Here is a 12,311-nt window from a genome sequence, read left to right as displayed (position 1 = left end):
ATAAAATAATTTATACTTTGATTAGCAAACTACAATATTATACTTTCAACCTCTTTATTGATGCTTATAGAGCGTGTTTTGCCAAACCTCAAAACTACTTTGGGTGTCCAATTAAAGGGGCGTTTGATTGGACTGGGAATTTAGGGGTATTCCTGTGGTATTCCATTGGTATTCTTTTTTGAGATATTTGGAATTCTTTAGGAATACTTGGAATACCTTTGGAATTCTTTAGGGATACCTGGAATACCTTTGGTATTCTTTTGATATACTTGGAATACCTTTGGTAAAACAGTTTAGATAAGAAAGTAGTATTACTGAGCGTTTATAAATACACAAATATGTGACTTGAAGAAAAGATAAATTTTTATTAGAAAGAGTGGTCATCTTCGCTCAAATGAATGATGACCGCTCTTTCTAACATTTTACAGATTCACACTCACCGTCAAATAATAAAATCCTCCCACACTGGGTCCTGCCAAAAAGTTGTAATAAGAATTGATTTCTCGATAGAACTTATGTAAAACCACTAAAATAAAGTGTTATTGCAGACTATAAATATAGGTCTTTCAATTTTTGATTTAAAATTGGAATATACCTCTCATTGGCTATTATTAAATATAATAACCGATTGTTTGAAGTTAAAGCATTAAATGGGGTAGAGAAAGCATAGTATAAAAACAAAAAATATTAATAGTCCACTCTTATTGTGAGATAAACAAAGCTAATTTTTCACCTCAAAATTAGCTTTTTGTCTTAGACCCCGATGGTAAACCTCTTTTTGTTTTATACCTTTGAAATTTAACGATTACCCTAATTTTAAATCTGTTTTATGGCTAAACAAACAAAAGTTGTCAGCATTGAAGAAACGCTGTGGAATGCCGCTGACAAACTTCGTGGCTCGGTTGAATCCTCTGAATACAAGCACGTGGTGCTGGGGCTTATTTTCTTGAAATTTGCCAGTGATAAATTCAAAGAACGGCAAGATGAACTTATAGCCGAAGGCAAAGAAAAATACCTCGAAATGGTGGATTTCTACACAATGAAAAACGTCTTCTTTATGCCCGAAAATGCCCGCTGGTCGTTCATTATCGAAAATGCTAAACAAGATGATATTGCTATCAAAATTGACACGGCTTTGACTACCGTTGAAAAAAATAATCCTTCGCTCAAAGGGGCTTTGCCCGATAACTATTACACTCGTTTGGGCTTGGACGTTAGTAAACTTTCTGCTCTTTTAGATACTATCAACAATATTGATACTCTCCGAGACAAACAACAGGACATTGTGGGGCGTGTTTATGAATATTTCCTGAGCAAATTCGCCATTGCCGAAGGAAAAGGCAAAGGGGAATTTTATACGCCCAAAAGCATCGTAAACTTGATTGCCGAGATGCTCGAACCCTACAAAGGCAAAATCTATGACCCTGCTTGTGGTTCTGGTGGTATGTTTGTCCAGAGTTTTAAGTTTATACAGGCTCATCAGGGCAATACGAAGGACGTTTCTATTTACGGACAAGAATATACGCCTACTACTTACAAACTGGCAAAAATGAATCTTGCCATCAGAGGAATTTCTGCCAATTTGGGGGCTATTGCTGCCGACACTTTTGGCAATGACCAACACAAAGACCTCAAAGCGGATTTTATTATGGCTAATCCTCCTTTCAACCAAAAGGAATGGCGAGCCGCTACTGAACTCACCGACGACCCCCGTTGGGCAGGTTATGACGTGCCACCCACCAGCAACGCCAATTACGCATGGATTTTGAACATGACTGCCAAACTCTCTGAAAATGGTGTGGCGGGCTTTATTTTAGCAAATGGTGCTTTGAGCGGTGGCGGTGATGAATACAAAATACGCCGAAAATTGATTGAAAATCATTTAGTAGAAGCCATTGTGGTGTTGCCGCAGGATATGTTTTATACCACCAATATTAGTGTTACGCTTTGGTTTTTGAACAAAAACAAAAAGCAAAGAACAGTTGAATTGAACGGCAAAACCAAAAATTACCGTAACCGTGAAAAGGAAATACTTTTTATGGATTTGCGACAAATGGGCGAACCTTTCGAGAAAAAATATACGCAATTCTCTGCCGATGATATTAAAAAGGTCTGTGATACTTACCACGCTTGGCAACAGAATACGATTGATAATATTCCTGAGTTTTGTTATGCTGCCACCTTGGAGGAAGTTGCCAAAAAAGATTTCTCATTAGTTCCCAGCAAATATATTGAGTTTGTGAACCGTGATGAGAACATTGATTTTGACGAAAAAATGAAAAGTCTGCAAACTGAATTTGCCGACTTGCTCAAAGCCGAAGCCCAATCTAAAACTGATTTATTAACCGTTTTTAAAGAATTAGGCTATGAAATCAAATTATAAGCGTATCGGAGATTGTATTCGTTTGGTGGATGAACGTAATAAAGGATTGAAAGTAACTAATCTCTTGGGCGTAAGTATTACAAAACAGTTTATCCCCTCAGTGGCAAATATCATTGGGACGGACATGGAAAATTATAAAATTATCCGTAAAAATCAGTTTGCGTGTAGTACCATGCAGGTTAGGCGAGATAAAAAAATGCCCGTTGCATTGCTCAAAGAGGTTGACGAAGCCATTATTTCACAGGCTTATCCCATCTTTGAAGTGGTTGATGAAACAATGATTTTGCCCGAATATTTAATGATGTGGTTTAGCCGACAAGAGTTTGACCGTGAGGCTTGTTTTTATGCGATTGGGGGCGTGCGGGGAAGTTTGGAATGGGAAGATTTTTGCGATATGCAACTGCCAGTACCAAGCCTTGAAAAACAACAAGAAATAGTGAGAGAATACCACGTTTTGTTGGATAGAATTGCCCTAAACAAACAATTGATTCAAAAATTGGAAGAAACCGCCCAAACCATTTATAAACAGTGGTTTGTGGATTTTGAGTTTCCTAATGAAAACGGTTTACCTTATAAAACGAATGGTGGGGAGATGATTGAATCTGAATTGGGGGAAATTCCGAAGGGGTGGCGAGTTGGAGAATTATTTGATTTATTAGAAATCAAATATGGAAAAGATTATAAACACTTAAAAAAAGGAAATATTCCACTTTACGGTTCAGGGGGAATAATGGGCTATTTCAATAAAAGTCTTTACGAAAAATCATCAATTCTAATACCAAGGAAAGGTACTTTAAACAATATTTTACTTGTAAATAAGTCATTTTGGTCTGTTGATACCATGTTTTATTCAATTATGAAATTGGATTTTGGGATTCATTATACATACTTTTTCTTAAAGACTATAAATTTTGGTGCATTAGATTTAGGCTCTGCCGTTCCAAGTATGACAACAAGTTATCTAAACGAAATGCAGATATTAGTACCAACACAAAGTATTTTAGAAAAATTTGATTATCACACAAAGAAAATAATTCAATCAATAGATTTAAAAATAGATTCGATTAATAACATAGAACAAATAAAAGACCTTCTTCTTTCCAAACTATCCACACAGTAAAAGGAGAACGAAAAGGAAGTCTTCGTTTTAAATGAAGACTTCCTTAAAAAACGGACGAAAGTAATTTTTAGAATAAAATACGATGAAAAAGCAAAATCAATATTTCCCTCAATCGGTGGCTCATGCAGGCGAGACTTTACAAGAAAAATTAGCGGAATTAAAGATGAGTCCGCATGAGTTTTCCCTCAAAACGGGAAGAACTGAAAAAGAAATAAACACCATTTTGGAAGGGAAATCTGCCATTATGCCAGATTTAGCAATAATTTTTGAGAATACCCTCCAAATACCTGCTCGTTTTTGGCTCAATGCTCAACGCAATTTTGATAATACCAACAGATAAAAATACGAAAAATCTAAAAAATAAACCAACATGAAATTTACAGAATACACCTTAGAGCAAGCCGTTATTGAGCTTTTTAAAGAAGAAAATTATCAATATCAAAACGGTAAATATCTTAGCAGAGACCTCACCGAAGTCTTGCTCAAAGACGACCTCCGAGCCTTTCTGTCTGTACAATACGCCCACGAGGGCATTACACCGTCCGAAATCCAAAGTATTATCAGGCTTTTGGAAATTCAGCCAAGTTCTGCCCTTTACGAAAGCAACAAAGTAATCTTGAAAATGATTGCCGATGGTTTTATATTGAAAAGAGAAGACCGTAATAAACAAGATTTATTTATTCACCTGCTTGATTTTCAGAATTTTAGCCGTAATACTTTCAAAATCGTTAATCAATTAGAAATTCATGGGTTTAATCCACGCATACCCGATGCCATCGTGTATGTAAACGGTTTGCCCTTGGTAGTGATAGAATTTAAGTCAGCCGTAAAAGAAAATACTACCATCAAAAATGCCTACGACCAGCTCACCATTCGCTACCAAAGAGACATCCCAGAACTCTATAAATACAACGCTTTTTGTGTTATCAGCGATGGCGTAAATAACAAAGCGGGTTCTGTTTTTGCCCCTTATGATTTCTTTTACGCTTGGCGGAAAGTCAAGCCCGAAGACAAACCCGTGGACGGTATTGATTCGCTTTTTACGATGGTAAAAGGTTTATTTGACCATCATCGTTTGTTGGACGTAATCCGTAATTTCATTTATTTTCCAGATACTTCCACCAAGCAAGAAAAAATTGTTTGTCGGTATCCGCAATATTACGCTGCCAATAAATTATTAGACAACATCAAAGCTCAAATGAGACCCGAAGGAAGCGGAAAGGGCGGAACGTATTTTGGAGCAACAGGTTGTGGCAAAAGTTACACGATGTTGTTTTTGACAAGGCTTTTGATGAAAAGTACGCATTTTTCAAGCCCTACCATTATTTTAATCACTGACCGTACCGATTTAGACGACCAACTTTCAGGGCAATTTACCAATGCCAAAAACTTTATTGGCGATGAAAACATCATCAATGTAGAGAGTCGTGAGCAATTGAAAACCTATCTACAAGCCCGAAAAAGCGGGGGCGTATTCCTGACAACCATTCATAAGTTTACAGAAAGCCTTGATTTATTGACCTTACGGAGCAATGTAATCTGTATTTCGGACGAAGCACACCGTTCACAAATCAACCTCGACCAGAAAGTGAAAATTACAGAGAAAGGCGTAGAAGTTAAATACGGCTTTGCCAAATATTTACACGATTCACTACCCAATGCCACCTATGTGGGTTTTACGGGTACACCTGTGGACGGTACACTGGCAGTTTTTGGTGAGGTGATAGATTCTTACACCATGAAGGAATCTGTCAATGACGAAATCACGGTTAGAATTGTGTATGAAGGCAGAGCCGCCAATGTAAATTTGAATGAAGACAAACTGAAAGAAATAGAAGAATATTATCGGAAATGTGCCGAAGAAGGTACAAACGATTATCAGATAGAAGAAAGCAAAAAAGCCGTAACTCAAATGGAAGTAATTTTGGGCGACCCCAAACGCCTAAAATTAGTAGCCGAAGATTTTGTGGAGCATTACGAAACCCGTGTATCAGAAGGGGCAAGCGTAAAGGGGAAGGTAATGTTTGTAGCGAGTAGCCGCCCTATTGCTTATGCTCTTTATCAAGAAATAATGGCACTCCGTCCAGCATGGGGTGAAATCAGAGAAAGTGAAGAAGGGGCAACCATTACGGAAGAAGAACGGAAGAAGTTGAAGCCCATCGAGAAAGTAAAAATGATAATGACCCGCCACAAAGACGACCCCAAAGCGTTGTATGAGATGTTGGGAACGAAAGACAATAGAAAGGAATTAGACCGACAATTCAAGAACGGGAAGTCTAATTTTAAAATTGCGATTGTGGTAGATATGTGGCTCACAGGCTTTGATGTGCCATTTTTGGATACTATTTACATTGACAAGCCGTTACAACAACATACACTCATTCAGACAATTTCGAGGGTAAATAGAGTGTATGAAGGCAAAGAAATGGGTTTGGTAGTAGATTATATCGGTATCAAAACCAATATGAACAAAGCCCTAAAAATATACGGTGGTGATATGGTTGGCGGTGATGTAATTGATATTGAAAAAGCCGTCATAATCGTAAAAGACCAATTAGACTTATTGAATCGGCTTTATCAAAAGTTTGATAAAAATCCATTTTTCACGGGTAAGCCTTTAGAAAGATTACGCTGTTTGAACAAAGCAGTAGAGTATATTCAGCAAGTGGCAAGTATTGAAAAGAGGTTTGTGGCAATCGTCAAGAAGTTGAGAGGGGCGTATGATTTATGTTGCACCTCCGAGAATATTAGTAATGAAGAACGAGACAATATTCACTTTTACTTTGCCATCAAAGGAATTTTACATAAACTCAATGTAAACGAAGCCCCCGATACTGCCCAAATGAACGAACGAGTACGTCAGATGATAGCTGAGGCACTCATTAGCGATGGTGTAGAAGAAGTTTTTAAGCTCGACAAAGACAACCCAGCCAATAATATTGATATTTTTAGTGATGAATATTTGGCAAAAATAGATAAGATACAACTGCCTAATACTAAGATAAAACTTTTAGAAAAACTATTGACGCAAGCCATTGAAGAATTCAAGAAAACGAACCGAACGAGAGGCATTGATTTTTCAAAAAGATTGAAGGCATTGGTTGAATTATACAACGAAAGAGCAGATTTCGATGTATTTCAAAGTGATGTTTTAGACGACGTAGCTCAACAGTTTGCAGATTTGTTCAAAGACCTTCAAAACGAACGTAATTCGTTTAGCGATATGGGAATAGACTTTGAAGAAAAAGCCTTTTATGACATACTGAAAGCTATTTCACAGAAATACAAATTTGATTATTCAGAAGAAAAACTGATTCATCTTTCGCAAGAAGTCAAGAAAATTGTGGACGATAAAGCCCGTTATACAGACTGGTCGCAACGAGAAGACATCAAATCGGAATTACGAGTAGATTTAATCATTGTCTTGGCAGAAAATGGTTTCCCTCCCGTACCACAAGATGAATTATTTAAGGAGATATTTGAACAGGCTGAGAATTTTAAGAAGTATAATGGGTGATACGAATTAACAGAAGAAGAGATTTTGATTGTGGAAGGTAAATAACCTCAAAGAATTAGTATATTTGATTAGAAAATAGAAAAAATACAATGGTAAATTCAGCACAAAATACCCACAAATTGACCAATGTTCAAGCAATGCTTTTGCAGACATTTCAATTTGACTTACCCGAAATAGAGCTGTTGGAGGTAAAGAAACTTTTAAGCAAACATTTTGCTCAAAAAGCCCGTGAAGAAGCCGACAAATTAATCAACGACGGTACAGTAAGATTAGAAGATTTAGAAAAAGTTAGTGAAGAAATTATAAACGATAGAGGAAACTATCTAAAAAAGATAAGAAGTGAAGGTAGTAATTGATACGCATGGCATTTTAAATGCCGTTTCCTCACATAGTCCCCATAAGTGGCTTTATGATGCTTTCATGGACGAGCAATTTATTTGGGTTGCCAGTAATGAAATTATCTCTGAATACAGTGAAATTATAGGTCGAAATTTCGGTCTGAGAGTTTCAACTTTTGTTTTGGAGTCATTAATCAATGCCGAAAACTTTCAGAAATTCGAGCCAAACTATAAATGGCAATTAGTAGAAACTGACCCCGATGATGATAAATTCGTAGATTGTGCGGTAGGCGTAAACGCAGATTATTTAGTAAGCGATGATAAGCACGTTAGAAAATTATTGACAATTAAAAACCTCTTCCCTCCCGTTCCTATTGTTACTTTCCAAGAGTTCAAAATAATCTTAGAACGTTAGTAATTAAGAAATCAACTCCCAAAAAACAAATTCCCCGACACGTAGTAAGGATTAATACTTTTTCAAAAAAAATAAGATTTAACCATACCTCTTAATTCAAAGTAGCACTTATTAATTATGCAAAAATATTCTGTAAACCAGCAACTTATTGAAACATTATTAGCTTGGGTAAACTCTGGAGATATTGCCATTCCTGAAATTCAAAGACCATTCGTCTGGGATAGTTCCAAAGTTAGAAATCTAATGGATAGTTTATATCAAGGCTACCCCGTAGGCTATGTTATAGCGTGGAGAAACCCAAATGTTAGATTAAAAGACGGGAGTACAAGTGAAGGCAAAAAGATTTTAATTGATGGGCAACAGCGTATTACAGCCCTCACAGCCGCTATTTTAGGTAAATCAGTAGTAGATAAAACCTATCAAAAAGTACGAATTAAAATAGCCTTTAACCCAATTGAGGAAAAATTTGAGGTACAAAATCCTGCTATTCTTAGAGATAAAACATGGCTTCCTGATATTGCAGAAGCTATTAGTGGAGACTTATTTGAGATAGCCGATAGGTATTTTGAGTTGAATCCTGATGTTAATAAGACTCAAGTAAGAAAATCTTTTACCAATTTGTTGAGTATTCCTAAAAAACAAATTGGAATTATTGAATTAGCTCCTGATTTGGATATAGAAACCGTCACAGAGATATTCATACGAATTAATGCTCAAGGTGTCACGCTCAGTCAGGCAGATTTTGCAATGAGTAAAATTGCAGCTAATTCTGAATACGGAGGTAATACATTACGGAAAGCGATTGATTATTTTTGTCATTTAGCAATTGCTCCAGAGTTCTATCGTCACATTGAGGAGAATGATAATGAGTTTGTTTCAACAGATTATTTTCAAAAAATGAAGTGGCTTAGGTCTGAAAATGAAGACCTTTATGACCCAGAATATACAGATTTAATAAGAGTGGCTTTCACGTCTCAGTTTAATCGTGGGCGTTTGTCCGATTTAGTGAGTTTGTTATCTGGAAGAAATTTTGAAACCCGAACATTTGAAGATTCTATCGCCGAGCAATCCTTTTTAACATTAAAATTGGGTGTGATGAATTTTATGAATGAAACAAATTTCAAACGTTTCTTAATGATTATCAAATCCGCAGGGTTTATTTCTCCCAAATTGATTCGTTCTCAAAATGCTCTCAATTTTGCGTACATCTTATACTTAAAACTCAAAGATTTAGGTGTTAATTCTGTTTCCATTGAAAGTTATGTTAGGCGTTGGTTTGTATTCTCAATTCTTACAGGACGTTACTCTGGTTCGCCTGAAAGTGTTTTTGACTATGATATAAAGCAGATTTCACAAAAACCTTTTGATGAATATCTTAAAGAAAATGAAGAAGGCTCACTTTCTGATGCTTATTGGAATGCCATGTTGCCGCAAAATTTAGATACCTCTGTTGCCAGTAGTCCATATTTTCATGTGTACTTAGCTTCTCAAGTTAAAGCCAATAATAGAGGATTTCTTTCAAGTGATATTTTGGTGGGTGATTTGATTGTATTGAGAGGAGATATTCATCATCTTTTCCCCAAAGATTATCTCAAAAGAAATGGTATGGAGAGAGGAAAATATAATCAGATAGCAAATTATGTGTATATGCAAACTGAGATAAATATTAAAGTTGGAAATAAATCTCCCAAAGAATATTTCAGCACTTTAAAAACTCAAATTGAAGAAAATAGTAATGTATTGAGTGGGATTTCAAATATACAAGACTTGTTAGATAATCTTAATCAACACTGTATTCCATCCTCAATTATGGAAATGGATGCCACAGAATATGATAATTTTTTAAGAGAGAGAAGGCATTTAATGGCTCAAAGAATGAGAATGTATTATTTCAGTCTATGATGTTTTCTTTTTGTAAATACAGTAACCTTCTGTTAATCAGGAGGTTGTTTTTTTTGTCTGTGTTACTTTCTGTGTATCTGCATTTCTGTGTATCTTTTTTTCTGTGCTTCTGTGTATCTTTGTTTCTGTATATTAAAAATAACTAATCAATTGATTCATGATTATTTCTGTAACATCTTTAAAAGGAGGAGTAGGAAAAAGTACAATAGCACAAAATTTGGCTGTCTGTCTTGCTCACAATGGTGTAAACGTTTGTATTGCTGATGCTGACCCCGATAATGAAAATTCTGGAAATTGGGGGAATATCCGTTCAGACGATAGTACGTTGATTCACGTTCCAGTTTGGACAACGCCTGAATTAACCTTGTCCAGACAGGTTAAAGATTACAATAAACAATTCGATGTAGTCATTATTGATGGTACACCAAGCATAGGACAAATGACCAGTAAGATTCTTTATGTTGCTGACGTGATATTAGTGCCAACAATCCCATCAATTAATGATTTATGGGCGTTAAGTCCATTTCTAAAACGCCACCAACAAGCACAAGAAGAAAAAGAGCAAGAGATTCCGCTTTTTATGATAATGAATCAATTTAAGCCTAACGTTCTTTCTAATATTGAGTCGAGAGACACATTAAAAAATAACGGCTTTAGGGTATTGGAAAGTTTTATTCGAGATAGAGATGCTTATCGAAGTGCAGTAATTCAAGGGAAAGGGGTTATTGAATATACCGACGATAAAGCCAAAAGAGAATTTGTAAATCTATATAATGAATTATTACCCCTTATCAAAAACTAATTAGACATGAACGAGCAACAACAAAAAAAGAAATTAGGTATAGGAGATAAGATAACTTTTGGAGCAACGCCATCGTTTAAGAAAACAGAAGTAAATGTTGAAAGCATTGAAAAAGCTGCCAAGAATATGCTAAAAGATAAGCATACGATGAAACGTCTCACAATTGATATTGATGGAGATTTACACAGTCAGTTAAAAATATGGTCTGTCAATACGGGAGTCACAATGAGGGATATAACACTTGAATTTTACCAATTATTGTGTTCTGGAAATATTGATTCTATTGAAAATTTAAGGCAAAAACTGTCGTAAACACAGAAGCACGGAAATACTTAAACACAGAAACACAGAAATCTGTATTAAAGATAGTAAAACGAAAAGACACATTGATAAATTCAATGTGTCTTTTCGTTTAGAATTTGTGTCTTTTCTCATTGTAAGATTTAAGTTTAATCTGTAAAGTGTAGGATATTCTCGTCTATTTTCATGTAATAAATACACATATTTTTGTATTTTGCTGAAGAATAGTTATAGTAAATGCTGGTTGAAATAAAGGTGTTGTCATCCTTAGAATTTGTGTCTTTTCTATTCTTTTTAATTATGTTTTTTATTACATAATTAAAAGATGAAAATATTAAATGTGGCTTTTAGATTAAAATAAAGTATATTTTTCACACAGATTTCTGTGTTTCTGTGTGAAAATGTTTTAAAAAGACACGCCTATATATAAGCGTGTCTTTTTGTGTTTTATTTCTTCTTAATATCTTTTTTCTTATTCCCAAATCCTAAAACAGTAGCCATATAAGCACTTTTATTCTTAATATTTTTACGAACTCCATGAACTATCTTAGAATCCTCTTCAATGAATAGTGTTAATAATCTATTATCTGTCATAATCTCTTTATATTGATTGGCAGAAAAATTATAGGTTGATAATATTTGACTTGCTTGAGCCATGATTTGTCCAATATTCAGTAATGCAACGCTATCCATTTCTGATTCAACATTCATCACAGCCTGCTCTTGTTCGGTCAAAATATGAAAATCAAGATGGGTTACTTTTTTGCCCTCCTTACGTGAGGGTTCATAGGTAAATTTGATGTTTGCCTTTTCGTCAAGTTCCTTTTGTGCAATGTCTAAAACCCTTTGTTTAAAGTGACTATATCGCTCGTATTTTTCAGCGTTGAGAATATGTTTTAACTTTTCTAAATCTACGTTTAGCCAAGCCCCTAAGTCTTTCTTTGAACATAGTATTTCATACATTCTTTGCGAATAAATACTGTCTAACTGAAGGGCGATTTCTAATGGGTATTTTGTATAACCCTTACTTAATTCAACGAAGTGAGGGACGACATCCGCAAACATCCAGACCTTGATAACGCCACTCTTTCCCAAGTAATCGACTCTTGGAAAAGGGGTAATATAAGAAACTTCGTCAAGCTCTTCATTGACTAATGTAATTTGTCTGGAATTAAGTTTTTTACACGATTTTTTAATTTCGTTGTAATTACTTTTTAGGTTTGCTATTGGTATTGTAAAAGTCTGATTTTGAAATAGCTCAGGATTTATATTAAACCCTGTTTTAATTTGATTAATTACGTACAACACTATTCTCTTTTCAATCATAGAGAATTCTTGTCGAGACATTGTAATGATGTTAGGTTGCTGATTTTCAATCTTAGATAAACCCATAATTTAGAACAGAATTAAATATTTGAATATGGCAGTTGGAACTTTAAAGGACTAATGAGAAAATACTGTAAGACAAATATACACATAAAAGACACACAGAAAAAATGAAGTGTCTTTATAGTTTAGAATTTGTGTCTTTTCT

11 protein-coding genes are annotated in these 12,311 nt (G+C 35.1%); 10 read left to right on the top strand and 1 reads right to left on the bottom strand.

Features of this window, described 5'->3' with window-relative positions; all coding sequences use genetic code 11:
* The 10 genes from LV89_RS25680 to LV89_RS24485 all read left to right on the top strand — a co-directional run.
* Positions 1–182 (top strand): hypothetical protein (locus LV89_RS25680; RefSeq protein WP_211321276.1); only part of this gene is annotated, 182 nt, incomplete at its 5' end.
* Positions 183–829: 647 nt separating this feature from the next.
* Complete coding sequence (locus tag LV89_RS24525) at positions 830–2,383, top strand: type I restriction-modification system subunit M (RefSeq protein WP_109745634.1); 1,554 nt, start codon at positions 830–832, stop codon at positions 2,381–2,383.
* Complete coding sequence (locus LV89_RS24520; RefSeq protein WP_109745633.1) at positions 2,367–3,503, top strand: restriction endonuclease subunit S; 1,137 nt, start codon at positions 2,367–2,369, stop codon at positions 3,501–3,503. Before LV89_RS24525 ends, LV89_RS24520 begins: the two co-directional genes overlap by 17 nt.
* 82 nt (positions 3,504–3,585) lie before the next feature.
* Positions 3,586–3,843, top strand: coding sequence for a helix-turn-helix transcriptional regulator (locus LV89_RS24515; protein WP_109745632.1), 258 nt, complete (start codon positions 3,586–3,588; stop codon positions 3,841–3,843).
* A 30-nt stretch (positions 3,844–3,873) separates the two neighbouring features.
* Complete coding sequence (locus tag LV89_RS24510; RefSeq protein WP_109745631.1) at positions 3,874–7,020, top strand: type I restriction endonuclease subunit R; 3,147 nt, start codon at positions 3,874–3,876, stop codon at positions 7,018–7,020.
* Between the two features lie 89 nt (positions 7,021–7,109).
* On the top strand, positions 7,110–7,376 hold the full coding sequence (locus LV89_RS24505) for a DUF8507 family protein (protein WP_109745630.1): 267 nt from the start codon (positions 7,110–7,112) through the stop codon (positions 7,374–7,376).
* Positions 7,360–7,773, top strand: coding sequence for a putative toxin-antitoxin system toxin component, PIN family (locus LV89_RS24500; RefSeq protein ID WP_109745629.1), 414 nt, complete (start codon positions 7,360–7,362; stop codon positions 7,771–7,773). Before LV89_RS24505 ends, LV89_RS24500 begins: the two co-directional genes overlap by 17 nt.
* Before the next feature lie 117 nt (positions 7,774–7,890).
* A complete protein-coding gene (locus LV89_RS24495; RefSeq protein ID WP_109745628.1) occupies positions 7,891–9,675 on the top strand; it encodes a GmrSD restriction endonuclease domain-containing protein in 1,785 nt (594 codons plus the stop codon).
* 157 nt (positions 9,676–9,832) lie between these two features.
* On the top strand, positions 9,833–10,477 hold the full coding sequence (locus LV89_RS24490; protein WP_109745627.1) for an AAA family ATPase: 645 nt from the start codon (positions 9,833–9,835) through the stop codon (positions 10,475–10,477).
* A gap of 6 nt (positions 10,478–10,483) precedes the next feature.
* Complete coding sequence (locus tag LV89_RS24485; RefSeq protein ID WP_109745626.1) at positions 10,484–10,789, top strand: hypothetical protein; 306 nt, start codon at positions 10,484–10,486, stop codon at positions 10,787–10,789.
* A 435-nt stretch (positions 10,790–11,224) separates the two neighbouring features.
* Here the strand turns inward: LV89_RS24485 and LV89_RS24480 are convergent, their stop codons facing one another.
* Positions 11,225–12,169: a replication initiation protein gene (locus LV89_RS24480; RefSeq protein WP_109745625.1), complete on the bottom strand. Its 945-nt coding sequence runs from the start codon at positions 12,167–12,169 to the stop codon at positions 11,225–11,227.
* Positions 12,170–12,311 lie beyond the last annotated feature (142 nt).

The sequence above is a fragment of the Arcicella aurantiaca genome (assembly GCF_003148625.1).
GTDB lineage: Bacteria > Bacteroidota > Bacteroidia > Cytophagales > Spirosomataceae > Arcicella > Arcicella aurantiaca.
Note: the sequence above shows the minus strand (reverse complement) of the source record. Positions and strands in the feature narration are given on the sequence as shown.

Coding starts and splice junctions, on each gene's coding strand:
- LV89_RS24525 (WP_109745634.1), top strand. CDS start 830: ATGGCTAAACAAACAAAAGTTGTCAGCATTGAAGAAACGCTGTGGAAT.
- LV89_RS24520 (WP_109745633.1), top strand. CDS start 2,367: ATGAAATCAAATTATAAGCGTATCGGAGATTGTATTCGTTTGGTGGAT.
- LV89_RS24515 (WP_109745632.1), top strand. CDS start 3,586: ATGAAAAAGCAAAATCAATATTTCCCTCAATCGGTGGCTCATGCAGGC.
- LV89_RS24510 (WP_109745631.1), top strand. CDS start 3,874: ATGAAATTTACAGAATACACCTTAGAGCAAGCCGTTATTGAGCTTTTT.
- LV89_RS24505 (WP_109745630.1), top strand. CDS start 7,110: ATGGTAAATTCAGCACAAAATACCCACAAATTGACCAATGTTCAAGCA.
- LV89_RS24495 (WP_109745628.1), top strand. CDS start 7,891: ATGCAAAAATATTCTGTAAACCAGCAACTTATTGAAACATTATTAGCT.
- LV89_RS24490 (WP_109745627.1), top strand. CDS start 9,833: ATGATTATTTCTGTAACATCTTTAAAAGGAGGAGTAGGAAAAAGTACA.
- LV89_RS24485 (WP_109745626.1), top strand. CDS start 10,484: ATGAACGAGCAACAACAAAAAAAGAAATTAGGTATAGGAGATAAGATA.
- LV89_RS24480 (WP_109745625.1), bottom strand. CDS start 12,169: ATGGGTTTATCTAAGATTGAAAATCAGCAACCTAACATCATTACAATG.